The organism is Nocardia sp. NPDC006630 (assembly GCF_040611495.1).
Lineage (GTDB): Bacteria > Actinomycetota > Actinomycetes > Mycobacteriales > Mycobacteriaceae > Nocardia.
Window position 1 is genome coordinate 299,754 of the sequence record NZ_JBEXOK010000009.1, and the last position, 23,873, is coordinate 323,626.

Consider the following 23,873-nt stretch of genomic DNA (forward strand, 5'->3'; position numbering starts at 1 on the left):
GGTTCACTCCTCCCCTGCGGTGGTCAGCAGCTCGGCGAGCACCCGATCCACCGCGGCGACGGCGGCGTCGAGGGCGGCCTCGACCGGTTCGGACAGGCCCATGCGTTCGTCCACGGATTCGACCTGGCAGCCGACCACAACGGTGCGCGGCAGCTGTCCGCCGAGCGCGCGCACACTCGCGAAGACGGCCTCCGGATTCATGGCGTGGGCATCGAGCTGTGCGGCGCCGGAGGCATTCGGCTCCGGTGCGAAGATCCTGATCTCGCCCGGCACGCCGTGATTCGGTATCGCATCGATCAGCACCAGCGCGGCCCACGGGTCCAGCAGGTCGTAGGCCAGGTGCATACCGCGAATCCCGTAATCGACAACGCGCACAGCGGTATCCGGATGCCGCGGCAGTCGCCGCACCACCTCCGGGCCGAAGCCGTCGTCGCCGAGAAAGATATTGCCGATACCGGCGACCAGCACGCGGGCCGTCATCTCACATGTGGCGAATCTTCAGGTAGCGCCGTACATCCGGTATCGATCGGACACCGAGGTACAGCCCTGCCACCACGACCACACCGACCACTACGGTCGCGATCACTCCCATTACTTCCATGGCGGATAACTTCCCTTCACTTTTCTGGGCTGCTGACAGGTTCGATTTCGTCCGGCGCGAAGTAGAGGTAGCGGCCGTACCATTCATGCAGGTCAGCTGCGGGATCGTCCTCTATGACCACGCCGACGTGGGCTTGGCCGTCGACATCCTCGTGCACCGTGGTGACCCGGGCGATCTGTCCGTCGAAGAACAGGTCCTGGGCATCGGCGCGACGGGACGGGTGCAGGCGCACGCGGCTGCCCTTGCTGACGCGAATGCCATTGACCGACACCGCATCCGACTCGGGTGCGACCGCAGTGTCGGCGAGCGGATCCCACCAGTCGACGCCCTCGGGAATCTCCGGCACCAGGCGGGGCTCGCCCAGATGCGGATCACGCAGCACACCGTGCAGCTGCTGCATGGACTCCGGTGTCATGGCGTCACAGCGGTCGATGATCTGTGCCGCACGGGGATCGGTGGCGCGCGCCTGCGCCTTCTCCTCATCGGTCATGGTCATGACGCGCAGGGTCAGGATCTCGTCGATCTCGGTGGAGTCGAACAGCGCTCCCTTGCTCTGTTCGGCGATCTGCGGGTAGTCGTAGAGGATGATCGGTGAGATCAGCACTGTGCCGCGATCACCCTCCGCGCCCGCGAGGACCGGGAAACAGCGGTGGTGCACGCAGCACTCCGCGGCGGCAGCGGCGTCCGGCTCGGGTTCGAGCAGCGAAACGAACTGTGCGCCTTCGAGTTCGGCGATGACGTGCGCGCCGATGAACGAGCGGGCGATGGCATCTCGGCTATCGGCCGCGGGTGCGCCGACATTGCGAACCCGCACCGTCAATCGCAGGTACGGTCCATCGTTCTCGGCGGTCAGCGTGAGCTCCCCGGCCAGCGGCAGGCGCGTGCGCACCAACCGCCCGGCGAAATCTCCTCCGGTATCGGAAATATCCTCGATCTCGGTTCCACCCGGCACGAACAACGGCAGCATCATGCCGGCGGGCGGCAGCGGTCCGAAAGCGATTTCGCCTTCGACCGCCTCGTCCCAGGTGATCCACGACTGTGCGCCGACCGTCAGTTCCGCAGTCGGCGTCCCGGCCCGGTTCTGAGCCTCCCGGCGCTGCAGTTGCAGGAAGCGGACCGCGATGTGGATCGATGCTCCCTCGCTCGCTTCGATGAGGCATTGCGCCGAGATCTCCGAGTCCTCGCCGAGGCCGGACTGCGCCGCACCCTCCGGGCCGAGTACCCCGAATTGCCAGCGGGACTGATTCTTTCCCGATGTCGACCGGTAGGGATAGAGCAGATAGCCCTCGTACAGCACCGCGTCGGCGACGGCACGGACCGCGGTGGATCCCGCCCCGCTCATGACGCCTCCTCGGCGGCATGGGCCAGCAGCTTGGTCACGGCGTCATCGAATCCGAGCAGTCCGTGACTGGATTTGTACGCGGCCAGCGCGGCAAGGGTTTCCGAGGTCAGACGGACATATCCGGCATTGGGGAAGTGCGCCGCCACCAGGTTGTGCCAGACCGAGACCGGCATGTCGAACTTGTCCTCGCGGTCCCACGGGATCTGCTGAATCGCGAATCCGGTGGTGCCCCTGAAGAATACCGTCCCGCTGAAGAGGAACACCAAGGGCACCGTGCCCTCACGCAGCGCATGCAGATACTTGGATCCGGTGACCTCGAAGTCATAGGTGACCGGCATCGGCAGATCCACCTCGGTCCCGCCGTTGAAGCCGGGAATCATGGTGGCGCAATGCATCCAGAGGAAGGACCGCTGGGTATCACGCCAGCGTTCGCGCGGCCCGAACAGATCGACCAGGCCGCTGCTCTCCTCATCGGTGTAGGAGCGGCGGTACGGTTCGATCCGCACCTGGGCCCGCAGGGCGATGGCGTGGACCGGGTCCTCGCCGAGCGCGGCGATCCCGACGCGTGCGGACAGAATCGGCGCCACCGCATACGGTTCCGGTTCGATCCCCATGACCGCGAAGGTGGTGGAGTAGACGGGGCTCATCGCACACCGCCGGGCCGCGCGCGGGCGGACACCGTGGCGAAGAAGTCGTCCATATAGCGGTGCACGTCCTGCCCGCCGTCGAAACCACGCCACAGTGTGCGCATCCGGCCGACGAATTCATAACAGGCGTCGATGGGCAGCAGCAGGCAGGTGGCCTCGGCGGTGCCGCGCTCGGGTACCCGGATCAGCAGCGCTTCGACATCGGCGGCCAGCACGTCGAGCTCCGGATGACGCTCGCGGACCGCACCCCATTCCGCCAGGGGCAGCTCGGATTCCGTCGCACCGGCCGGACCCGGATAGAACGCGACGGTCCGATCCAGCGCGGAATTGTGGAAGAAGAAGGCGAGGCCGACCGGAATATCGAGGGCATCCCACTCCCCCTGGCTGATCGTGAAATCCGGAAAGGACAGATAGCGGTCCGGGACGGCCCGATAGCGCAGGGTGGCATTGCCGTCGATGAACAGCAGATAGCATGCGCGGCACACGCACATGAGCTGTCTGCCTTCGACATTCACAACATGGTGATGCTCGTCAGCGATCGTCTCCGCGCACATTTCGCACCGCTCACCGGCCGGGACGGCGGGCTTGCGATTGGCGGTGATGCGCTGCAGCACGCGGAACGGCGTCGTCATCCGCCCACCCCCACCGGGACAGCCACCGACAACTCACCCGAGCGCACCAGCACCGGCAGGGGTTCGAGGTGGCCGTCGCCGTCGACTCGCGCGCCGGCGTGCACGGCATCGAAATGCGCACGGCACGAGGGACATCGCAGGACGGCGTCACCGACCGGATATCCGACCCGGCGATGCAGTGCCGCGCCCGCGAGCGATTTATCGCAGGACGGGCAGTGATCGCGGTAGGCGAACAGGTCCTCACCGACACGGCAGGCCAGGATGGTCATACCGGCCAGCGCGAAACCGCCCACCTCACCCGGCTGCAACTGTGCCAGCTCCGGTGCGGCGACCCAGCTGCCCGAGGCATGGCCGGTGGCGTGCACGCGGGAGAACAGCGAATCGGCCGCGATCAGTCCGCTCGACGATTCCTGCTGTGCCGCAGCCACTTCGATGGATTCGATCTCCGGCGCTGCGGCACGGACAGCATCTTCCACCGCCAGTTCCAGCGTCACCGAGGAGGACGGGCAGGTGCGGCAGCTACCCGAAAGTTCGAGCCGCACCACACCTTCCGCGACACCGAGCAGAGTCACGTCACCGCCGTGCGATCCAAGATAGGGCCGCACGCTGTCCAGGGCCGCCTGCACCCGGCGATGCACGTCGTGCGGATGCATTCCGTGCACCAGCAGCAGACTGGCGACCAGATCGTCACCGGCCAGCCGGTCGACGGTGTGCGCGTCGACCAGCTGCAGCACCCGCGCGAGCGCGGCCCCGTACAGATCGGCGACCTCGCGCACCAGCTGCTCGGCGCGCTCCCTGGCGACCGCGCCGCCCGCCGAACTGGCATCCAGCAGCGTCTCTATCCGCTCACCGGCTGTGCGCCAATAGCTCTCGTCGACAGCGCCGTCGTCTCGATCCCCCGGGCGATCGTCCACTTCATCTCTCCTGTCGCCCGGTGCTGTTCACTCCGCGGTGAGCGTCTGTGTCGGGGAGTGCAGTTTCTCCAGTGTTTTGCCCTCGCCGAGATACATGTGCACACCGCAGGGCAGACAGGGATCGAAGCTGCGCACGGTGCGCATGATGTCGATGCCCTTGAAGTGCTCGCGATCGTTCTCCTCGAAGATCGGCTGACCCTGCACCGCATCCTCGTACGGTCCCGGCGTGCCGAAGCTGTCGCGCGGGTTGGCATTCCACGGCGTCGGCGGGTACGGGTGGTAGTTCGCGATCTTGCCGTCCCGGATCACCATGTGATGCGAGAGCACGCCGCGCACCGCCTCGGTGAAACCGCAGCCGATGGCCTCGTCCGGCACCTCGAACTTCTCCCAGGTCTTGGTGCGGCCGGCCCGGATCTCCACCAGCGCCTGTTCGGCGAAGTGCAGTGCGCACGCCGCCGCATAGGCCTGGAAGTACGTGCGAGCCCGATTGCGCTCCAAGGTATTGCTGCCGAAGACCGGAATCTGCCATTCGAAGCTGACCGGGCCCTTGAGCGCGGTCTTGGGCAGATTGATCTGCACGCTGTGGCCCGTGGACTTCACGTAGCCGATATCGACCAGCCCGGCCAGCGCCGTCGACCACAGCCGGGCCAGTGGCCCGCCGCCGGTGTCGAGCGCAAGATGATCCTGGCCGTCGTACCAGCGCGGTGACATGACCCAGCTGTACTTGTCGTCCATATCCCGCTTCTGCGGTTTCGGATTCGTGTGCTGGTTCCAGGGGTGCCGCCGATCCACCGGATTGCCCAGCGGATCGGTCTTCACGAACATCTCCTGATCGGTCCAGTCGTCGTAATACGAACTGCCCAAAAGGATTCGGATGCCGAGGTTGATATCGACCAGGGAGGTGGTGACCAGCTTGCCGTCCACCACCACGCCCGGGGTCACGAACATCTTGTTGCCCCAGGCCTCCATATCCTTGTAGGCGAAATTGCACACCTCGGGATCCTGGAACGAGCCCCAGCAGCCGAGCAGGGTGCGGCGCAGGCCGACCTGGTCGTAGCCGGGCAGGGCCTCGTAGAAGAAGTCGAACAGATCGTCGTGCATGGGCACGACCTTCTTCATGAACTCGACGTAGCGCATGAGCCGGGACATGTAGTCGGTCATCAACTGGATGGTCGCGACCGTGCCCACCCCGCCGGGGTACAGCGTCGAGGGATGCACATGCCTGCCTTCCATCAGGCAGAACATCTCGCGGGTGTACCGGCTGACCTGCAATGCCTCCCGGTAGAACTCACCGGTGAACGGGTTGAGCGCCCGCATGATGTCGGCGATCTTGCGGTAGCCGTGCTCACCCGCGTGCGGGGCGTCGGTGTTCTCGGCCTTGGCCAGCACGCTGGGATTGGTCTCGGCGACCATCCGCTCGCAGAAGTCCACGCCGACCAGGTTCTCCTGGAAGATATTGTGGTCGAACATGTACTCGGCGGCCTCGCCGAGATTGACGATCCATTCGCCCAGATGCGGCGGCTTCACACCGTATGCCATGTTCTGGCAATAGCACGAGCACGTTGCGTGATTGTCACCGCAGATACCGCAGATGCGGCTGGTGATGAAGTGCGCGTCGCGAGGATCCTTGCCGCGCATGAAGATCGAATAACCGCGGAAGATGGAGGAGGTGCTGTGACACTCGACCACCTCACGATTCTCGAAATCGATTTTCGTGTAAATGCCCAAACTGCCGACGATTCTGGTGATCGGATCCCACGCCATTTCGACGAGACTGTCCGGATCGATCTTTCGGTGCGACGGCTCCGGGATGATCTGTGTCATCGAGCTTCTCCTACCAGGTGCGCGACGCGCCGGTTTCCAGCTTTTCGCCCTTGTGCCGCCAGCGCGGCTCTTTGTCGACCGTGCGACCCGTGATGTGCCGCAAATTGCGGATCACCGATCCGTAAAGCCCGGATGCCGTGGACGACAGTTTGCCGCCGGGCGGCTCGTCCATGAATGGCATGAATTTGTCGGGGAATCCGGGCATGGTGCAACCGATGCAGATGCCGCCGACATTCGGACAGCCACCGACGCCGTTGATCCAACCGCGTTTGGGCACATTGCATTTGACGACCGGGCCCCAACAGCCCAGTTTGACAATGCATTTGGGCGAACCGTACTCGGTGGCGAATTCGCCCTGCTCGTAATAGCCTGCCCGGTCACAACCTTCGTGCACGGTGGCGCCGAACAGCCACTTCGGCCGCAGCGCCTCGTCCAGCGGGATCATCGGGGCCTGACCGGTCGCCATGTACAGCAGATAGGTCAGGGTCTCGGAGAGGTTGTCGGGCTGGATCGGGCAGCCGGGCACGCAAACAATCGGAATACCGGCCTTGCTCTTCCAGTCCCAGCCCAGGTAGTCCGGGACGCCCATGGCGCCCGTCGGGTTACCGGCCATGGCGTGAATGCCGCCGTAGGTCGCGCAGGTCCCGACCGCGACGATGGCGGTCGCCTTGGGCGCGAGCCGGTCCAGCCATTCACTGGTTGTCATGGGCTGCCCGGTGGCCGGATCGTTTCCGAATCCGCACCAGTAGCCCTCCTCGTGCAATTGCTCATTGGGTATCGAGCCCTCGACCACCAGCACGAAGGGTTCCAATTCGCCGCGATCGGCTTTGAAGAACCATTCCAGGAAGTCGTCGGCGCCGCCGGTCGGGCCGCATTCGAAATCGATGAGCGGCCAGTGCACCGCAATTTTCGGCAAGCCCGGAAGCGCCCCTAGCGCAATCTCTTCGATGCTCGGCTGAGTGGCGGCAGTCAGCGCCACAGAGTCACCGTCACAACTGAGGCCGGCATTGATCCACAAGACATGGATCAGCGTTTCTTCGGCTTTGACTGCTTCCTGAGTTGGCACGGAAGCCACCCTTCTGGAGCACGGACACGCTGGTGATGGTCTCTCCCTATTTGAAGATCATCACCTGAACGTGACCCCGATCACATGAGTCTAGGCTCGGCCTCCAGCGTGATCAAGGCCGGTCGGAAGCAATCAGGCCGCACTCCTTCGCGAGCCACGCATACCAGGCCGGAACGCCTTCTCCTGTGGTTACCGACATCGGCAGAATTTCTACGCCCGGATGCACCGAACGCGCATATTCTCGGCATTTCTCCAGGTCGAAGTCCACATACGGAAGTAAATCAATCTTGTTTACGATGACGAGCCCGGCGGCTGCGAACATGTGTGGATATTTGAGTGGTTTGTCGGTGCCCTCGGTCACCGAGATCACCACAACCTTGCTCCGCTCGCCCAGATCGAACAGCGCGGGGCACACCAGGTTTCCCACATTCTCGATGAACAGCAGTGTGCCGTCCGCAGGCGCCAGGGTGTCGAGTGCCCGGCGCATCATCTCGGCGTCGAGGTGGCAGCCCGCGCCCGTATTGATCTGCACAACGGGACAGCCGGTGGCCCGGATCCGCTCGGCATCGAGCAGGGTCTCCTGATCGCCCTCGATCACCGCGATCGGCGGCTCGCCGAGCTCACGGATGGTGCGCTCGAGCAGGGTGGTCTTACCCGCGCCCGGTGAGCTGGTCATATTGAACGCCACAATCTTTCGCTGTTCGAGCCAGGCGCGATTGTGACCGGCGAGTATGTCGTTCTTCGCCAGAATCTTCTGTTCCAGGGTGATCGTCTCGGTCACCGGCAGGTGGACATGATCTGCCCCGTGCTCATGGTCATGATCGTGGCTGTGCTGATCGTGCTCATGGCTGTGCCCGGCGGCGTGCTCGTGTTCGTGCGGGACGGTGATCACGGCCGCCGTATCGTTGCCGCATCCGCAGGTTGCGCACATTCTTCGCTCACTTCCATCGACCGGATTTTGAGTTCCCGTCCGGAGGTCACATCGAGATCGGCACTTCCACAGGGGCACAACAGGATCAGGTCGACCAGTGTGAATTCGGCGCCGCAGGATCGGCAGTTCGCCTGACCGGGGACCAGCTCGATTTCGAGCCGGGCCCCAGCGGCAACGGTGTCCTCGGTGGCGAGCTCGAAACAGAAGCGCATCGCATCGGGAACCACCGCGCACAGCGCGCCGACCGCAATGGTGACGCTGTACACCGTCCGGCCCGCCGCGTGCTCACACACGGCCTCGACCACACTCTGGGTGATAGCCATTTCGTGCATCACAGGCCTCGTTGTATCGAAGGACCACTTCGAGGCTACCGCTGTGAGTCCCGCAGATATAGCGGTTCCGGTGACGGATACCGGTTCCGCCGTGTGGACCGCTGACCAGGTTCAGCGCTGCCCGACGCGCTCCTGACCCGTGCGCCGGGACGCGGCGACCAGTGCCGAGGAGTACTCCAGCATGCCGATTTCGTAGCGACGGACCGCATCGTGCGGGGATGTTCCGGATTCGAGTGCCGCGGATATCGAGGTGGTCAACTCCCCCGCATCCCGCAGCGCGGTGTTCGCACCCATGGCCAGTACCGGGCTCATGGCGTGGACGGCATCACCGATCAGGGTGACGCCGTGGCAATCCCATTGCCGCACGGCGCCGGCGGTGGAGATGCGCAGGGGGATCAAGGTGGCGGTGTCCCAACTGCCGAGTATGCGGTCGATGTCGGGATGGTGGCCGGGTCCGATAATGCGGTGTGCGAGGTCGCGAAGATTCGGTCCGTCGAGCCGACGCAATGCGGCGAACGGCGGCATGCACGGATGATCGGTGGTCGCGCCGACCAGACAGGCGACGTAGTTCCGGACCGGGCCCACGCCCATATGCGTGCCGCCCGCTCCCTTCACCACGGTGAAGATGCTCTCGAACACCCAGTCCGGCAATGCCTGCGAGGCCGGATCCGGCAGCGGGATCTTCCCGTAGATGAGCCGTAGCCCGGCATCCTCGATCTCGGCCTCTGGCAACAGCTTTCGGCGCACTGCCGAGTTGACGCCGTCCGCACCGACCAGCAGATCCCCGGCCACGATGCGACCGTCCGCGAAGTGGGCGGCGATGCGGCCGTCGGGCAGCTGGTCGTAGGTGGCGAACTGTGCGCCATAGTGCACGTCGGCGGGCAGACCGGCCAGCAGGAGCTGCCGCAGCGTCGCGCGGTCGAACGCGAGCGAGGTGATCATCCCCGACCTCGCACGTTCGCTCACTGCCCGATCGGCAAGGACCTTCAGGTGCTGGTCCAGCACAGTCACTCGTGGTGGTGGCGATGCGGCTGTGGCCAGACAGGATTTGTACAGCTGCGGTGGCAGACAGCGCCGCAGACCGTCGAGCCCCGGTGCGTCGAGCTGAATGCGGTATCCCTGTGGCCGAGCACCGGGAAAAGGATCCCGCTCGAAAACAGCTACCTCGATGCCCAGACGATGGAGACCGTGCGCAAGCGCCAGCCCGCTCATACCCGCCCCGACAATATTCACACGAAAATTCACAGTCCGCTTCCTTCTAATACATACGAAGAAAGCACCGGATCCCCAAGGGATTTCACACTACGGAGGTCGCGACAACCTGCGAATCGTGCTGTCCCGAAACACCATTCTGGGACAATTTTTCGTGCATCCTGTTCAGTTGTTCCCGCACACCATACTACGTACCGGGACCGTCCTCGATACCGAGCAGTCGCCGGGCGCCGGTGGCATAGGCGCCAGGGTCCTCGATCTGCGGATAGTGGCCCAGGCCGGGTAGTTCGATAACGGCGGCGCCGGGCCGCAACGCTCGCAGTCCGTCGAGAACCGCCGTCGTGGCGACCGGATCACCTGTGGCCCAAAGAAATCCGAGGGGTTTGTCCCAGTCGCGCACGGCACCGTGCCAGCGGGCGGCATGGACCACACGCTCATCCAGGTAAGCGGTCAGCAGATCCATGATCCGGTGGCCACGTTCATAGGACAGCAGCGCCCATTGCGCGGCAGCCTCGTCCTTCGACAGCGGATGCCGCGCCGAGAACAGTTGCGCGAACTCACGAGTGAACAGCACCCGATTGGCCAGCCGCGCCGCCACCGGCCCGAGCCGACCACGCAGAATCTTCTGAATCGGCCGCAAGGATGCCTTCTCCAGAATCACACTGCCATTGCCGAGCACCACGCGCTCCATCGAAAACGACAGTGCGCCTTCGATATCCCGCGCGAGCAGCTCGGTGGCGACCGAGGTCCCCATATCGTGCGCCAGCACCACGACGGGACCGCTGACACTGCCCGCAACAACGTCCTCGACGATATCGGCCTGCTCGAACAGGCTGTACCGATGCGGACGCGGCTTCTCCGAGAACCCGAACCCCAAGAAATCCAGCGCCACCCACGCCCTGCCCTCGAGCTGATCGACAATGCGCCGGAAATCGTAGGAACTCGAGGGATATCCATGCAGCAGCAGCACAGTCGGCCCGGCGCCCGGACCCGAGCGCACGAACACCCGACCGGCCGCCGTCTGCACCCACCGCCCGCCCGCGCGCCACGACCGCACCTCGTGCGGCAGTGAGCCGGTCGTAGCGGATCCGTTCATCGGACGAGCATATACAGGCGCACCGCTGCGATTGTCACCAGCGATGCGGCGCAAAGGAGCCGCTGGGCAGGTGCTTATCGGTCCTGGATGAGCCCGAGGACATTGCCGTCGGTATCGGCGAAGGTGGCCACCAGCCGGCCGCCGCCGACTTCGTGTGCGGGCTCCTTGACGGTGGCTCCGGCGGCGGTCACCTCGGCGAGCTTCGCCTCGATATCCGGGACGTGCCAGTAGGCGACCGGTGCGGTCAGATTCTCGGCGCCACCGGCCGGGACCAGGCCGATGTGCTGACCCTCGGTGTCGAAGCCGACGTAGAAGGACGAATCGGTCTGCGGCGGAAGGCCGAGCAGTGCGGTGTACATCGCTTTGGCGGCCGACAGGTCCGACACGGTGTGCAGCACGGTCTTGATGCCCTGGGTGGAAGAGGTGCTCATGGTGACTCCTGAGGTAGTGGGCCGAAGCGACCCGATCACTGCGGCTGGTGAGCCGCTCTGGACGTGGTCATAGCGTGGCTTCCGGCGCCACCGCCCCACATCCGTGCCGATCACGGAACCCACCACTGATCGGGGCACGGACCACCTGCGTGCACTACGGGAATCCACCGGCATGCACTGGGAAGGAAGCCGATATAGGGCAGGATGAGAACCGTGGTGGCAACAGTGGAGATCTCGGCGCGGGAAGCCGAGGTGCTGGCGCTGCTGGGAGAACATCTCAGTAATGCCGAAATCGGTGCGCAACTGTTCATTTCGGTACGCACGGTGGAGAGCCACGTGTCCTCGCTGCTGCGCAAGCTGGAGGTTCCGGACCGGCGGGCGCTCGCCCAGCGCGCCGCCGAACTCGCCCGCACCGACCGATCACATCCGGCCCCGGTTCTGCCCGCGCCGCTGACCTCGTTCATCGGCCGGACGCGGGAGCGCGCCGAATTGGCCGAGCTCATCGAAAAGCACCGGCAGGTAACCGCGGTCGGCCCCGGTGGTGTGGGCAAGACCCGGCTCGCGCTGTCGATCGCCGCCGACGCGGCGAGCGAATTCTCCGACGGCGTGTGGTTCGTCGACCTGGTACCGATCACCAGCTCGGATATCTGCGTGGTGGCCGGCACGGTCGCCAATGCGCTCGGCATCGGCGAACAACCCGGCCGCGGCATGGACGAGTCGGTCCTGGCCGCACTGGCCGACCGGCATGCCCTGCTGGTGCTGGACAATTGTGAGCACGTGCGAGATGGCGTGGCGCTGTTCATCGAACGCCTGCTCGCGGCCTGCCCCCGGGTGACGGTGCTCGCCACCAGTCAGGCCCGGCTGATGGTGCCGTTCGAACGGGTCTACCCGGTCCCGCCGATGTCCCTGGCCGGTGAGGGCGAATCGGATGCGGTCATGCTGTTCATGGACCGCGCGGCCGCCAGTGGCTGGCCGCCGAATCATGCTCTGCGCGATCAGGTCTCGGAGTTCTGCGGCCGACTGGACGGCGTGGCGCTGGCCATCGAACTGGCCGCCGCCCGCTGGACCACACTCGGATTGGACGGCCTCACCGAGGGTCTGTCCGATCAGCTGCGAATGCTGGCGGGCGGCGCGCGCGGCGATGACCGGCACCGCTCGGTGCGGGCGGCGCTGGATTGGAGCCACGGGCTGCTGGAGCCCGAGGACCGCGTGCTGCTGCGCCAGGTGTCGGTGTTCATGAAATCGTTCACGGTGGCAGCCGCCGCGGAGGTCACCGACTCCGAAAAAGGTGTTGTCGCAGACAGATTGGCCAGGCTCGTCGAACAGAGCCTGCTGGTGGTGACGGCGACCCCGCACGGCACCGAATACCGGGCGCTGGAGACCATCCGCCAGTACGGAATCGAACAGCTCACCGAGGCAGGCGAACTCGTCGACGCCCGGACCCGGCACCTGCGCTGGTGTCTGGCCGCAGCCGCCGATCTGACCGTCGCGCGCCCGGACTGGCGGGCCGGATTCGACGCGGTGGCAGACGATTTCCGCGCCGCCATGGCATGGGTGGCCGACCGGCCCGAGCAGCGCCCGGAGGCGTATCGCTTCGCCCGGTATCTGGCGGACCTGTCCTTCATCCGGCACCTGACCGGCGAATCCCAGATGCGCTATGAGCAGGCGGCCGCGCTCGCCGATGACCCGGCCGCCGGTGCGGCGCTGCTGCGGAGCGCGGCCGCGGTGGCCGGATGCCAGATGCGCGGCGACGATATGTTCCGCCTCCACCGTGCCGCCGCGGAAGCCTCCCTGCGCGCCGGAGATACCGCCGGGGCCGCCGCCGACCTGGCCACCGCCGTCACCGTCACCTACCGGTTCGGCAGCAAGTTCGCCCGCATCCTGCCGCAGGACGAGGCGATCGCAGTGATCGGCCAGGCGCGGGCATCGGCGGGCGATGATCCGGTCGCCCTGGCCGCGGTGGCGCTGGCCGAAGCCGGGAGTGCGCTCACCGAGGCATTCGCTGTCGCCGAATGTGCGCCCGGCACAGTCGTACCGGACACGATCGCGGGCGCCGAACGGGCGGTCGAACTCGCGCACCGCACCGGCGACCCGCTCGCTGAATCCGCCGCGCTCGACACCCTCGCCGGCACGCAGAGTTGGGGCGGTGACCCCTTCGCCGCAGCGGCCACGGCACGACGGCGGATCACGCTGCTCTCGTCCGTCCAGGACACTCCGGCGGGCATCCACGAGTTGATCGACGCGCTCGGCGAGGCCACCGAGGCCTGCCTCGGCGTGGGAGATCTGCGGGGCGCTCGGCGGTGGGCGAGGCAACTCGCGGATCATCCGCTGCTGGCCGAGGTCGGGCACCGCGCCACCTGCTGGTTGCTGGTGGTCGACGCGCTCGCGGGCAATGCCGGCGAAGTCCGCACCCGCAGTGTGCGATTCCTCGAATCGTGGCACCGCAGCGGCCATCCTGCCGGATCGGTTCTCGGTGCGGCGGTGGCCGGAGTGGAGATGATCCACGGTCTGCGCGCGGACGACGACGCCCGGTCCGAATGGACCTCCGTCATGAACCAGCTCGACACCCCACCGGAACATGCCCACGGCTACAAGGCCGTCTTCGACTCGATCCTGCTGCTGCACGACGGCCGCGCAGACGAGGCGCTGGAACGAATGGCTCCCGAGCCCGGCGAGGTCTGGCGCTGGCTCACCTGGATCTGGCTGCACTGGTATGTGGCGCTGCGCGCCGAAGCCACCGTGCTCGCCGGAAACCCTGACGCCGGTGCACGTTTGAGCGAAGCCCGCACCATCGTGGCCGGAAACCCCATAGCCACAGCGATTGTGGACCGCGCCGAAGCCTTGTTCACCAAAGACCAGGACCAGTTGCTCACCGCAGCAGCGGCATTCGACGCCGCGGGCTGCAAGTACCAGTCAGCACGAACCCTGGTCCTCGCCGGCGGCGAGCATGCCGCGCGCGGTGCGGCCGCACTGGCCGATCTCGGCCTCGCGCCCATGGCTCCGCGCCAGTAGGAGTTCAGAGGAAGACGCGAGCGACTTCCAGCCACTGCTGTGCGTCCGCGCCCACCGCCGTGAGGCCGGTCTCGGCAAGAGACCTGCGCTGGGTGACTCGAAGGCAGAAGTCGAGGGCACTGCCCTGAATCCGTTGTTCGGCATCCTCCGGGCCCCATACCCAGGTCGCGCCCTCGGGACCGTTCAACTCGACTCGGAAAGGCGCTGCCGGGGTGGGCAATTGGGCAGCGTAGAACGACAGCTCGCGCCCGGCGACTCCCAATGCGGCCACATGCCGGAGCCGACCCGTGGCAGGGCGTGAGACACCCAGCGCATCGAATACGTCCTGGCCGTGCGCCCACGTCTCCATCAGCCGGAGCGGCACCATCAGGGTTGCGGTCAATTGCGAGCCGAACCACGGAAACCCTTGGTCCAGTGGAATATCCCGGAGCGCCGCAGCCACGTCGGCTCGGACCTCGCGCCATTGCCGCAGCAGTTCCGATCGAGGTTGGGCTGCGCCCGCGGCGGCGTCGAGATCAGCGACTCGGCCGCCTGCGGCTTCCGCCTGCTGCAGCACGATGTCGAACGCTTCCGGGTTCTTCAGCGCGATGAGAACGTTCGCATCAGCCGCAGCGAGGTGTGCGATCTGGTGGGCGATCGTCCACCCCACCGCCGGTGTGGGTACGGACCAATCGGCGTGCGCTGCCACCAGGGCGTCGAGCTCATCTCCTTCGATCACCAAGTCGGGCAGCGCGATATCGCGCTTCACCTCGGATAGATCGAGCCCGTAATCCAACATCCGGTATCACCCTCACCCCGATGGTCGAACATGGTCACCACCAACATAATCGCCGCCGGTGGCACCCTGCCGGACGCCTCCGGAAATGTCACGCCGCTTTCAGCAGTCGTTCGCCAGGAAACCGATCGGGAGCACATCGCCTTTGCCGCCTGCCGCAGCGCGGCTCAGCAGCGCTTGGACGTCGGGCCCGAAAGGCGTGCTGTACTCCACATCTGGGGCGCATCCGCCCTGTTCAGGTCCGCCGATCACGCCGACGACCTGACCGTTCTGGACCCAGGGCCCGCCACTGGTCCCCTCGCCGAAACCACCGCAGTGAATCGCGGAGCCGTCCGCCACGGCCTCCAACGGTGCGGTGCAGGTCAGTGGCCGACCACCACTGCCCAGCGGATACCCACTGACGGTGACGGGCTCACCCACGCGCGGTTCACCCAGAGGCAGCCCCGGCACCACATCCTCGATCTTCTTTCCATCGCGCGGCGCGACGCGAAGGAACGCGACGTCATGGCGCGGATCGAACGATTGCTGCCACGCCGGGTCGATGTACATATCCGTCACCGTCCACACTCCTGCGGGCAGTTCCGCATCGTGCAGCAGTGGCGCGAACTCGATGAGCGCGCCCGGCCCGAGAACACAGTGCGCCGCGGTCACCAGCAGATCGCGCGAGGGCGAGTCCACGACGCCCGCCGAGCAGAAGTGCGGGCCGCCGAGGCGCGGGACCACACCGAGCGCGCTGGGGTAGAACAGCGCCCCGGCCGCCGGAACCGTCTCGACCGGATACGCGGCCGGTTCGTCCGCCCACGCCGACTGCGGCGCCGCGAAACCGAGAAGAACCCCACACACAAGAGCCGCCATCCATCGCATCCCTCGGACCGTAATGCAGCGCAAGCAAATCGTGAAGCATCGACAGATCAGTCCAAATTTCTGTCTTGTCGCCTGGGTGCCCAGCGGGAGGGCTGGGTGGCGGGACGGTGGAGTCGGGTGATGGCCCGGGTGGCGAGGCCCGCGCCGCGCATCAGCCAATTGAAGGCTGTGGTCGAGGGGCCGGGGACGATTCCGGCGAGTTGTACGCCGTCGAGCAGGTCGTAGAGGGTTTCGCCCTCGTACATCAGGTGGTCGGCGTTGAAGTGATAGCGGTCGACGGCGGTGCACTGGATGAACGCGCCATTGCCCGGGATCGCGGCGGCATCCGCACCGTAGGGGTGCAGCTTCAACGGGCCCACGAGATGACCACTTCCGTAGTAGCGCACGACTATTCGGACCTCACCGTCCGGCGTCAGGTCGATATAGCACTGCCCGGGTATCGGGTCGTAACGCCAATCGGGGATGGCATCGAAGAACGCGAAGTTGTAGGCAACGAATTCGTCGAGCCCGACCATGGTCGCGCCGAGAGTCGTCACATCCTTGTAGCGAAGATTCTCGGTGTAGAGCTCGTGGTTCTGGCTCATGTCCCGGGTCTGCCAACTCCACCAGTACTTTTTCGCCCAATCGAGAGTCCAGGCGATATCGAGACCGTGCTCGCCATAGAACTCGATCTTCTTCTCGTATTCGTCGAACCACGTCTGCGTCATGGCGGTCAGCGCGGCTTCGTCGAGGACGTCGACCGGCACGGCGCGATTGGTCAGCACCGCCGGAATCGGTTGCGCCAGACGCGGCTGCCGCAGTGACTGCTGGAACTGCTCGTCGGTGAACATCCACCTTCTCCCTCCGGAAACAGATGCTTCCTGATGAATCATGGTGGTACACCCCGTGCCGCAGCACGTCCGTATCGGCGAAGCTCAGGTGGCGGGATCGGCTGTGGCGGCGGGGATCTCGACGGAGATTTCGCCGCCCAGTTCGTAGCCGTCGGCCAGGTGCAGTCGATCGCCGCTCCAGAATCGGCCCGGGTCATACCAATTGGGGCTGCGGTTCGAGGGGAGCAGGGCCATGCCCTGGTAGGTGGCGGCGACGATTTCGGCGCAGTAGGCGCTCTCCAGTTGGCGGGCGGTGGGCTGCTGGGACTTGCGGCGGGGCAGCTGGGCGCGGCCGCGGAGCCAGCGGCCGGCGAGCGCGGTGGTGGAGGGGAAGGGGGTGCCGTCCAGGCGGGCGATGGTGCGCAGCAGGCTTTCTTCCATACCGGGGGTTATCGGGCGGTTGAGCTGGCGCAACCAGGCCTGCTGTTCGTAGCGGTGGGACCAGACCATGACCGCGTCACGCAGATTGTGCAATTGGACGCCGCGGTGCGCGGTTCCGGACCACATGTCCGGGAGTGAGCGGCCGAGTTCCGCGTGCCAGATCAGGGCGGGCAGATCGTCGATCACGACGGACATGCCGACATGGTTGACCGGACTGTTGGTGGTCATGCGAATCGCCCGGTCCGCGGCCGAATGTCCACGGAAAAGCCAGATGTCGCCGGTTCTGGTGAGCTCGAGTGCTCGGTCCAGTCCGATGCCGGTACCCGTCATGCCCGTAGCCTATGCGGTATGAGGTGGTGGAAGGCAGTGGGATTGGCGGGTGCGGCCGGAGTGGTCGCCACCGGTGTGGTCGTGGTGCGTGCCGAGCGCCGCCGGCGGGCCTACACCCCGGACCAGGTCCGCGAACAGCTACACGTGCGATTCGCGCAGGCGACCGCGGCCGAGGGAGCGGTCGAAACCGCCTCTCCCGCAACGCGGAACGCCTCCGGTATCCGCGAACGCCTCCGACAGTTGTTCCGGCGCTTGACCGCAGCTCGGTGAAGTAACCGCGCCTCGGCGCGCAGTACCGCCATTCGGCTGCATCTCTGGCGCCAGAGCCACCGGCAGGGGTTTGGATTCCGTCAGAGTTGGCGGGGCGGCTCGACGCGGACCAGGCCGGATTGGAAGGCGATGACGACGAGTTGGGCGCGGTTCTGGACGCCCACCTTCGACATGGCGCGCTGGACGTGGGTGCGCACGGTCAGCGGGCTGACGTACATCTTCTCGGCGATCTCCTCGTTCGACATGCCCTCGGCGACCATGGCGACGACCTCGCGCTCGCGGGCGGTGAGGACCTCGAGGGATTCGGCTGCGCTGACGCGACTTTCGGGGCGGGCGAGGTAGCGCGCGATCAGGGTGCGGGTCGCGGTGGGCGAGAGCAGCGAATCACCCGCGGCGACCACGCGAATGGAGCGCAGCAGTTCTTCGGGGCCCACGTCCTTGCCCAGGAATCCGCTCGCGCCGGCGCGCAAAGCCTGTGCCACATACTCGTCGAGTTCGAAGGTGGTGAGGATCAGCACGCGGGTTTCGCGCAGGTCCGGGTCGGCGCAGATCTCCTGAGTCGCGGTGAGACCGTCGACCCCCGGCATGCGGATATCCATGACCACCACATCCGGCTTGGCCGCCTGCGCGAGTTCGACTGCCTCACGCCCGTTTCCGGCAATGCCGACCACCTCCATATCCTCGGCCGAATCGATCAGCAGCCGGAAGGTTCCGGCCAGCAGGGCTTGATCGTCGGCCAGCAGAACACGGATGGTCATAGTGTTTTGTCCTCGTCGTCAGGGGGTTTCGGTGGCTCGAGGGGAAGTTCGGTGGTGACTTCGAAGCCGCCGTCCGGTCGGCACCCGGCCTGCAGATGACCGCCGACAGAGACCGCGCGTTCGTTCATGCCGATCAGACCATAGCCCTGGCTATCCGAATCCTCCTCGCCGCGAACAGGTTCGGGGACGGCGCCGCCCGCATTGGTCACACTGATCGTCAGCAGCAGCCGGGAGTAGACGAGCCGCACCGTCGCCGCCGAGGTTCCCGCATGCTTGGTGACATTGGTGAGCGCCTCCTGAATGATCCGGTACGCCGTCAGATCCGCACCAGGTGAGAGCGGGCGCGGCACCCCGGTGATCGACAGCGACAGGGTCAGACCGGTCCGCTCGAAAGAGGTCAGCAGTTCCGATAATTGCGCCAGTCCCGGAGTCGGTTCCAGCGGAGCGTCGGAGTCGTCCTCACGCAGCAATCCCACGGTGGCCTTGAGTTCCCGCAATGCCGCAGATGTGGTGCCCGCCAGTTGATCGAGCATCTCCTGCGCCTGATCCGGCTTGGTGCGCAGCAGGTATGCGGCGGTGGAGGCCTGGGCGTGCGCGAGGGCCATATGGTGCGCGACGATATCGTGCAGCTCGCGCGCGATCCGGAGCCGCTCCTCCCCGACGCGTTGCCGCGCCTCCTCCTCGCGTGTGCGCTCGGCCAGTTCGGCGCGTGCGTGCAGGGCCGCCAGATAGTCCCGCCTGCTGCGCCCGGCCTCGGCGAACGCACCCGCCACGAGCACCGCGGCCACCAGGGTGATGCGCCCGGGATTCAGCAGCGGCCAGAACTGGTGGAAGAGCGAGGTGATGAGCAGGACGCCGCCGGCGATCACCGGTGCGACCTTCGCGGTGCGCAGATCCGGTGTCCAGAGCCCGATCGAATACGCCGCGACCAAGGCCGCACCCGCGGTCACGATGGACACCTCGAAACCCAGGGCGCCGATGGCAACTCCGCAGGCGGTGGTGATCACCAGTACCGCACGCGGGAACATTCGCCGCCACAGCAGGGTGAACGAGGCCAGTGCCGACAATCCGAAGACCGCCAGCGACGCGGGGCGAACCACCACCGCGCCCTGCCCGGCACCGTGATCGGCCAACCGGCTCGCATAGGTGGCCAAACCACACAGCAGAATGGCGATGACCACATCGACGGCACGGCTGTGCCGTCGCGGCCACTGCGACCACTCTGCGGTCATCATGCTTTCCTCTCGTCGTTGAGAACCCTAATCGGCAGGCCTGCAAGAGACCGGTAGGCCGCCCACCCGGGACGGCCTACAGGAATCTCGCCATACCCCCATGGTCGTAGCCCGGCCATGTAGTCGGCATCGTGCGTGTGAAGGCCGTCACGTGTACTGCGGATGCAGTACATAGGCGCGCTGTGTACTGCGTTCCGCAGATCGAGTGCCGCGTTCTGCCGGATTCAGTTCGAGTACTGGTGGGCGGTCAGCGCGAGCGTGAAATCCCGGGGCTTGAGGGTCGGGAATTCCTCGATGTCCAGGCGGTATCCGGTCGGGGTGAGAGTCTGGGTGTGCAGTACGTGCACCAGGGTCAGCACGGCTTCGTGCAGTGCCAGCGCACGGCCGATGCAGGCCCGGGCTCCGGTGCCGAAGGGTTTGTAGGACTTGGGGGTGGGTCCGGCGAGGAATCGGTCCGGTGAGAAGGCGTCCGGGTCGTCCCAGCGGGTGGGGTCGCGGTGGATTGCGAGCAGGTTCAGATACACCCAGTCGTGCGGGGTGACCGGGTACGCGCCGAGGGTGGTGTCCGACAGCGCGCTTCGAATGAATGCCGGTGCCACCGGGTGCAGGCGGAGAGTTTCGTCGATGACGGCCCGCAGATAGCGCAATCCGACGATGTCTTCGTATTCGAGTTCCGCTGGGCTCTTACCGGTTTCGGCGATCTCCTGCCGCGCGCGCTCGGCGATCTGCGGGTTGCGGGCCAGTTCATAGAGGGCGAATGCCACTGTGCCGGAGGTGGTCTCGTGTCCGGCGATGAGCAGCACGAGGGCCTGATCGATGATCTGATCCCGCGTCAGCGGTGCACCCTGCTCGGGGTCGGTGTCGCTGAGCGCCCGCAGAATGGGCGCGTTCGCGCCGGGGGTGTCGATGATCATCTCGACATGTCTGCGCAGCGCCTGGGCGTGCGGCGGTGTGGGATTCACGCCCAGGACGGCGTCGAGGAACGGAATGATCTTGCCGCGGTTGGTGGCCCGAATGAGCGCGAACATGGTGCGCACGAAATCATTGCGCTGCGCCCGCGAGAGCACAGCGCCGAATCCGGCCTGGGTGATGACGTCGTAGGCCAGGTCCTGCGTCAGATCGGTGATGTTCACCGGCTGCGGCGCCTCGGCCCAGCGGCGGACGTGCGCGGCGATGAGCGGATTCATGCTCGCGTGGTATTCGCGCATGGCGATGCGACTGAAGGCCGGTTGCAGGCGCTGATGCGCGAGCTTCCACAGCGCGTCCTCGGTGCCGGTGAACAGCAGCCCGGTCGGTGCCATGGGCGCCAGGCGGCGGAAGGCCGGACCGTTGACCTTCGTCCACGCGGCATCGTCGAGAATCGGTTCGGCCAACTCGGCCGAATTCACAATGAGCATGCGCGGATAGCGCAGCACTCGCACCTCGAACACCTCACCGAGCCCGGCATAGCCGGTAATGCTCTGCGCGGGCGTCTGCGCCGACAGCGAGAGGGCGTCGCCTACGAATGGAATGCGCCAGGGGGGATGGGGGACGGCCGGCATCTGGACCACTCCTTTGCGAGGGCGGACAGGACTTGGGTTTCGGTTTGCAGGTCGGCGCCACCGGGGATCTCGAGCTGCCGGGCGGCGATATTGGGCGGCGTCGCGGCCAGCTTCGCATCACGCGCGGCCCGCAGCAGCGGGGCGATCGACGCCAGATCGGTGGCCGCCGCGGGGTCATGGTCGGGCACATACGGCAGCAGCGACAGGATCGCGTCATTGATCTCGATGACCATGCGATGCAATCGGTAGGTGGCCCCGGCACTGTCCGGACGAGGCTGGACTATGTCGGGACACGCGGCGGTCAGCCCCTCCCACAGCGGGGTGAGCTCGGCGAGAGCGCGCGCCACCGGATCACCGCGCACCGCGTCGAAAGCCCGCAGCACCAAGGGAATAGCGGCGAGCGGAGTGAAGGCGATGATGTCCATGACGAACGCCATTCGATCGGTGTTCGCCGCGTATTCGGTGAAGGCGTTCACGTGCCCGGTCGCGAGGACGAACGAGGTGCTGAGCCCGAAGCTGAGACTGCAGATCAGACCGGCGAAGATGGCCATGAACAGCACATAGAACACGCGCGCGGCGAGCGGCGGCCGGGCCCGCAGCTCCTGGACGCAGGCGGCGACGAGCAATACCGAACACGCGTAGGGGAAGACGACGAACAGGACCGTCATCGGCGCGGCTTCCCAACCGGGGTACTGCAGGACGATTCCGCCACCGGCGACCACGGGGTTGCCCAGCACCAGATAGCCGAGTCCCATGGCGGCGGCTGCGGCGTAGACGATCCGCGGGGACAGCGGGTTCTGTTGCCGCGCATGGGAAATCATCAGGTACGCCTCGGCGGTCACCACAATCATGAGTGCATTCGCGAGCTGATACTGCCGTGCGGGAGTCAGCCCGCCGAACAGCTGCACAATCCACTGCTGCGCCGTCGCGATGAGCAGCAGCCACGCGATCGTGGATCCGACCAGCGCGCCATTGATGCGCCGCTGTGCGAAAGTGTCACTGCACCAGCGCAATCGAAGAATTGTCACGGTCGCGGTAATGATCCACAGCGGCCACGCGATCGCTTCGGGCATGGACGAGTACGGCGGCAGCATCGGCGAATTCCTCAGCCGCGCACGAAGATATTGCGCAGCGGCGCGAAGGGACGGCGGCGAATATCGGGCATGATGAGGTTCGCGAAGGTCTCCGCCTCGAGCTCCTTGGCGGTATCGAAGACGCCCCGCGCGAGCACCGTCTCCATTCGCGCGATCGAGGCCGATCCGACAAATCCGCCGAGGTATTCGCCGAGGGAATCCTGCATGCGCTCGCCCTCGTGTCCCAGCAGCAGGTGGCCTATCTCATGCAGCACGGTGTGCTCGACCATGTAGCGAGAGGACCGCTCCTCGTAGACGATGAGCGTCAGATCGTCCATCTCCGCGAGCAGTCCGCACGGGAATCCGGCGGCACGCAGGCCTCGATGTCCGGTCAGCACAATGGGTTTGCCGCGTTGTTCGGCGAGCAGGTCGACAAATCGCTGCAGATTCCAGGGAGTGGGAATCTCGAGCCCAGCGACCAGCGTCGCGAGGGGGTCAGCGCCCGCCATGCGGTGCATCCACGGGGTGCGGGTGCGCGGCGGACCGCGCATCTCGAATGGTGGTGACCAGCAATTCCAATGCCTCGACATCCATGGCGCCGCCCCGGAAGTGCACCGCGCCGAGCTTGACGCCCAGGGTGCGCGCGGTCTCGAGTATCGCGAGCTTCTGATCCAGTACCCGCATCTCCTCGAGGTCTGGTTCCAGCACGTATCTGGCGTCGACATCGAAATGTATTGCGATGGCGCGCAATAGATCCGGTGGTGCACCACCGTCGCCGCGACGAACTGCGGCGATCTCGGCGGGAGTGACGGTGCGATCGAGAATCGCGTGCGCGGCCGTGGCGATGACGGCATTCAGGTCGGCCTGATCGTCGGAAGATCCAAGCAACCCACACAGTCGGTTGACTCGATCCGCGACGACATTCATACCTGGTTTTCCCCCGAATCCTTACGCGCCTGCTGCAGCCTGCCCATGAATCTACCCGTGAGTTCACCCGCAATGCCCGCCGTGTCGCCGATCAGCCACCGCCGGTACAGCTTCTCCTCGTAGTCCGGGTCGTCCTCGGAAACCGGTGCGCTGAGCAGCTCCCGGAAAGCGTGTTCGACCAGCGGCAGCGCCGATCCGTCCGCCTGCCAGTTCCGTTCCAGCAGGTCGGTGAGGTACAGGCCGAGCAATCGGCCGAGATCGGTATTGAGGCGATCGACACTCGCGCGCAGCCGGCCAGGATCGGCCGGATCTTCGGCCAGGACCTGATTCAGTTCGATCTGCACCCCGAACAGATCCAGCGCCAGCGCCGCCGGGACTGCCACGAAAGCGGTGCCCGCATCGAGCTTTCGACCTGTCGCGGCCTGCGGCTTCTCACCACGCCAATAGGCCCGCGCGGCACTGCCACTCCCCCACGACAGCGCGGAATCGAGACGCCGGAAGGTGACCGGCTTCGGCGCAGGCCCCAGATTCGCGGCCTCGACGCGGACGAGCGTGCGCCGGGTCGGCCCACCGGCGGCGATCACATCGTCGAGGCTGAAATTGAGCTCCCGCCGCCGCTCCCGCACACAGGCCGCGAGGAACGTGGCGTACTCAGGCTGCATGTAAACCGAATCTACTGCATTACCGGCCCTTTACGACAGTAATATCCGGTTCATTTTCTACTGATTTTGCTTGCTGGGCTGCGGGATCTGACCTAGGCTGTGAAAGCCGATGGCCGGGACAGCGTCGTGCTGGCCGTCGCGCGACGGCTCG

The 23,873-nt window shown here is 66.0% G+C and carries 25 protein-coding genes; 2 read left to right on the forward strand and 23 right to left on the reverse strand.

Annotated features, from left to right (window positions below; translation table 11 throughout):
* Positions 1–3: 3 nt before the first annotated feature.
* From ABZX86_RS27525 to ABZX86_RS27580, 12 genes are all read right to left on the reverse strand, one after another.
* Positions 4–480, reverse strand: a complete 477-nt coding sequence (locus ABZX86_RS27525; RefSeq protein WP_355127544.1) for a hydrogenase maturation protease — start codon at positions 478–480, stop codon at positions 4–6.
* A 137-nt stretch (positions 481–617) separates the two neighbouring features.
* Positions 618–1,943, reverse strand: coding sequence for a hypothetical protein (locus tag ABZX86_RS27530; RefSeq protein WP_355127545.1), 1,326 nt, complete (start codon positions 1,941–1,943; stop codon positions 618–620).
* Positions 1,940–2,590, reverse strand: a complete 651-nt coding sequence (locus tag ABZX86_RS27535) for a DUF6084 family protein (protein WP_355127546.1) — start codon at positions 2,588–2,590, stop codon at positions 1,940–1,942. Before ABZX86_RS27535 ends, ABZX86_RS27530 begins: the two co-directional genes overlap by 4 nt.
* Positions 2,587–3,222, reverse strand: coding sequence for a DUF5947 family protein (locus ABZX86_RS27540; protein WP_355127547.1), 636 nt, complete (start codon positions 3,220–3,222; stop codon positions 2,587–2,589). Before ABZX86_RS27540 ends, ABZX86_RS27535 begins: the two co-directional genes overlap by 4 nt.
* Positions 3,219–4,136 (reverse strand): NifU family protein, encoded by a 918-nt coding sequence (locus tag ABZX86_RS27545; RefSeq protein ID WP_355127548.1) that lies wholly within the window; start codon positions 4,134–4,136, stop codon positions 3,219–3,221. The genes ABZX86_RS27540 and ABZX86_RS27545 overlap by 4 nt, the downstream gene beginning before the upstream one ends.
* A 27-nt stretch (positions 4,137–4,163) precedes the next feature.
* On the reverse strand, positions 4,164–5,960 hold the full coding sequence (locus tag ABZX86_RS27550; RefSeq protein WP_355127549.1) for a nickel-dependent hydrogenase large subunit: 1,797 nt from the start codon (positions 5,958–5,960) through the stop codon (positions 4,164–4,166).
* A gap of 10 nt (positions 5,961–5,970) precedes the next feature.
* Positions 5,971–7,026, reverse strand: coding sequence for a hydrogenase expression protein HypE (locus ABZX86_RS27555; protein ID WP_327146000.1), 1,056 nt, complete (start codon positions 7,024–7,026; stop codon positions 5,971–5,973).
* Between the two features lie 112 nt (positions 7,027–7,138).
* The gene (gene hypB / locus ABZX86_RS27560; RefSeq protein WP_355127550.1) at positions 7,139–7,957 is read right to left on the reverse strand and encodes a hydrogenase nickel incorporation protein HypB; all 819 of its coding nucleotides are present in this window, start codon (positions 7,955–7,957) and stop codon (positions 7,139–7,141) included.
* Complete coding sequence (gene hypA, locus ABZX86_RS27565; RefSeq protein WP_355127551.1) at positions 7,915–8,289, reverse strand: hydrogenase maturation nickel metallochaperone HypA; 375 nt, start codon at positions 8,287–8,289, stop codon at positions 7,915–7,917. Before hypA ends, hypB begins: the two co-directional genes overlap by 43 nt.
* Before the next feature lie 111 nt (positions 8,290–8,400).
* Positions 8,401–9,534, reverse strand: coding sequence for an NAD(P)/FAD-dependent oxidoreductase (locus tag ABZX86_RS27570; RefSeq protein WP_355127552.1), 1,134 nt, complete (start codon positions 9,532–9,534; stop codon positions 8,401–8,403).
* A gap of 154 nt (positions 9,535–9,688) precedes the next feature.
* Positions 9,689–10,597 (reverse strand): alpha/beta fold hydrolase, encoded by a 909-nt coding sequence (locus ABZX86_RS27575; protein WP_355127553.1) that lies wholly within the window; start codon positions 10,595–10,597, stop codon positions 9,689–9,691.
* A gap of 74 nt (positions 10,598–10,671) precedes the next feature.
* Entirely contained in the window at positions 10,672–11,028 is a 357-nt protein-coding gene (locus ABZX86_RS27580; protein ID WP_355127554.1) for a VOC family protein, read from the reverse strand.
* A 213-nt stretch (positions 11,029–11,241) separates the two neighbouring features.
* Between ABZX86_RS27580 and ABZX86_RS27585 the strand changes: the two genes are divergently transcribed.
* Entirely contained in the window at positions 11,242–14,040 is a 2,799-nt protein-coding gene (locus ABZX86_RS27585; RefSeq protein ID WP_355127555.1) for a LuxR C-terminal-related transcriptional regulator, read from the forward strand.
* A 4-nt stretch (positions 14,041–14,044) separates the two neighbouring features.
* Here ABZX86_RS27585 and ABZX86_RS27590 read toward each other — a convergent pair whose 3' ends face one another.
* The 4 genes from ABZX86_RS27590 to ABZX86_RS27605 all read right to left on the reverse strand — a co-directional run bounded on the left by ABZX86_RS27590 (position 14,045) and on the right by ABZX86_RS27605 (position 17,259).
* Positions 14,045–14,818, reverse strand: coding sequence for a TIGR03084 family metal-binding protein (locus ABZX86_RS27590; protein ID WP_355127556.1), 774 nt, complete (start codon positions 14,816–14,818; stop codon positions 14,045–14,047).
* Positions 14,819–14,917: 99 nt separating this feature from the next.
* A complete protein-coding gene (locus ABZX86_RS27595) occupies positions 14,918–15,670 on the reverse strand; it encodes a trypsin-like peptidase domain-containing protein (protein ID WP_355127557.1) in 753 nt (250 codons plus the stop codon).
* 56 nt (positions 15,671–15,726) lie between these two features.
* Positions 15,727–16,509 carry a nuclear transport factor 2 family protein gene (locus tag ABZX86_RS27600; RefSeq protein ID WP_355127558.1) on the reverse strand — a complete coding sequence of 261 codons (783 nt, stop codon included), beginning with the start codon at positions 16,507–16,509 and terminating at the stop codon, positions 15,727–15,729.
* An 84-nt stretch (positions 16,510–16,593) separates the two neighbouring features.
* Complete coding sequence (locus tag ABZX86_RS27605) at positions 16,594–17,259, reverse strand: hypothetical protein (RefSeq protein ID WP_355127559.1); 666 nt, start codon at positions 17,257–17,259, stop codon at positions 16,594–16,596.
* Positions 17,260–17,277: 18 nt separating this feature from the next.
* On the opposite strand from ABZX86_RS27605, the gene ABZX86_RS27610 reads away from it, so the two are divergent.
* Positions 17,278–17,529 (forward strand): hypothetical protein, encoded by a 252-nt coding sequence (locus ABZX86_RS27610; protein ID WP_355127560.1) that lies wholly within the window; start codon positions 17,278–17,280, stop codon positions 17,527–17,529.
* 80 nt (positions 17,530–17,609) lie between these two features.
* Here ABZX86_RS27610 and ABZX86_RS27615 read toward each other — a convergent pair whose 3' ends face one another.
* The 7 genes from ABZX86_RS27615 to ABZX86_RS27645 form a co-directional block, all read right to left on the reverse strand.
* Positions 17,610–18,287 (reverse strand): response regulator transcription factor, encoded by a 678-nt coding sequence (locus tag ABZX86_RS27615; protein WP_355127561.1) that lies wholly within the window; start codon positions 18,285–18,287, stop codon positions 17,610–17,612.
* Entirely contained in the window at positions 18,284–19,519 is a 1,236-nt protein-coding gene (locus ABZX86_RS27620) for a histidine kinase (RefSeq protein ID WP_355127562.1), read from the reverse strand. The genes ABZX86_RS27615 and ABZX86_RS27620 overlap by 4 nt, the downstream gene beginning before the upstream one ends.
* Before the next feature lie 224 nt (positions 19,520–19,743).
* Positions 19,744–21,060: a cytochrome P450 gene (locus ABZX86_RS27625; RefSeq protein WP_355127563.1), complete on the reverse strand. Its 1,317-nt coding sequence runs from the start codon at positions 21,058–21,060 to the stop codon at positions 19,744–19,746.
* On the reverse strand, positions 21,018–22,154 hold the full coding sequence (locus ABZX86_RS27630; RefSeq protein WP_355127564.1) for an MAB_1171c family putative transporter: 1,137 nt from the start codon (positions 22,152–22,154) through the stop codon (positions 21,018–21,020). The genes ABZX86_RS27625 and ABZX86_RS27630 overlap by 43 nt, the downstream gene beginning before the upstream one ends.
* Before the next feature lie 11 nt (positions 22,155–22,165).
* Positions 22,166–22,642: a hypothetical protein gene (locus tag ABZX86_RS27635; protein ID WP_355127565.1), complete on the reverse strand. Its 477-nt coding sequence runs from the start codon at positions 22,640–22,642 to the stop codon at positions 22,166–22,168.
* Positions 22,629–23,021 (reverse strand): hypothetical protein, encoded by a 393-nt coding sequence (locus ABZX86_RS27640; protein WP_355127566.1) that lies wholly within the window; start codon positions 23,019–23,021, stop codon positions 22,629–22,631. The genes ABZX86_RS27635 and ABZX86_RS27640 overlap by 14 nt, the downstream gene beginning before the upstream one ends.
* 35 nt (positions 23,022–23,056) lie before the next feature.
* Positions 23,057–23,722: an XRE family transcriptional regulator gene (locus ABZX86_RS27645; RefSeq protein ID WP_355127567.1), complete on the reverse strand. Its 666-nt coding sequence runs from the start codon at positions 23,720–23,722 to the stop codon at positions 23,057–23,059.
* Positions 23,723–23,873: the final 151 nt, after the last annotated feature.

Coding starts and splice junctions, on each gene's coding strand:
- ABZX86_RS27525 (WP_355127544.1), bottom strand. CDS start 480: ATGACGGCCCGCGTGCTGGTCGCCGGTATCGGCAATATCTTTCTCGGC.
- ABZX86_RS27530 (WP_355127545.1), bottom strand. CDS start 1,943: ATGAGCGGGGCGGGATCCACCGCGGTCCGTGCCGTCGCCGACGCGGTG.
- ABZX86_RS27535 (WP_355127546.1), bottom strand. CDS start 2,590: ATGAGCCCCGTCTACTCCACCACCTTCGCGGTCATGGGGATCGAACCG.
- ABZX86_RS27540 (WP_355127547.1), bottom strand. CDS start 3,222: ATGACGACGCCGTTCCGCGTGCTGCAGCGCATCACCGCCAATCGCAAG.
- ABZX86_RS27550 (WP_355127549.1), bottom strand. CDS start 5,960: ATGACACAGATCATCCCGGAGCCGTCGCACCGAAAGATCGATCCGGAC.
- hypB (WP_355127550.1), bottom strand. CDS start 7,957: ATGTGCGCAACCTGCGGATGCGGCAACGATACGGCGGCCGTGATCACC.
- hypA (WP_355127551.1), bottom strand. CDS start 8,289: ATGCACGAAATGGCTATCACCCAGAGTGTGGTCGAGGCCGTGTGTGAG.
- ABZX86_RS27575 (WP_355127553.1), bottom strand. CDS start 10,597: ATGAACGGATCCGCTACGACCGGCTCACTGCCGCACGAGGTGCGGTCG.
- ABZX86_RS27580 (WP_355127554.1), bottom strand. CDS start 11,028: ATGAGCACCTCTTCCACCCAGGGCATCAAGACCGTGCTGCACACCGTG.
- ABZX86_RS27590 (WP_355127556.1), bottom strand. CDS start 14,818: ATGTTGGATTACGGGCTCGATCTATCCGAGGTGAAGCGCGATATCGCG.
- ABZX86_RS27595 (WP_355127557.1), bottom strand. CDS start 15,670: ATGGCGGCTCTTGTGTGTGGGGTTCTTCTCGGTTTCGCGGCGCCGCAG.
- ABZX86_RS27600 (WP_355127558.1), bottom strand. CDS start 16,509: ATGTTCACCGACGAGCAGTTCCAGCAGTCACTGCGGCAGCCGCGTCTG.
- ABZX86_RS27605 (WP_355127559.1), bottom strand. CDS start 17,259: ATGACGGGTACCGGCATCGGACTGGACCGAGCACTCGAGCTCACCAGA.
- ABZX86_RS27610 (WP_355127560.1), top strand. CDS start 17,278: ATGAGGTGGTGGAAGGCAGTGGGATTGGCGGGTGCGGCCGGAGTGGTC.
- ABZX86_RS27615 (WP_355127561.1), bottom strand. CDS start 18,287: ATGACCATCCGTGTTCTGCTGGCCGACGATCAAGCCCTGCTGGCCGGA.
- ABZX86_RS27620 (WP_355127562.1), bottom strand. CDS start 19,519: ATGACCGCAGAGTGGTCGCAGTGGCCGCGACGGCACAGCCGTGCCGTC.
- ABZX86_RS27625 (WP_355127563.1), bottom strand. CDS start 21,060: ATGCCGGCCGTCCCCCATCCCCCCTGGCGCATTCCATTCGTAGGCGAC.
- ABZX86_RS27630 (WP_355127564.1), bottom strand. CDS start 22,154: ATGCTGCCGCCGTACTCGTCCATGCCCGAAGCGATCGCGTGGCCGCTG.
- ABZX86_RS27635 (WP_355127565.1), bottom strand. CDS start 22,642: ATGGCGGGCGCTGACCCCCTCGCGACGCTGGTCGCTGGGCTCGAGATT.
- ABZX86_RS27645 (WP_355127567.1), bottom strand. CDS start 23,722: ATGCAGCCTGAGTACGCCACGTTCCTCGCGGCCTGTGTGCGGGAGCGG.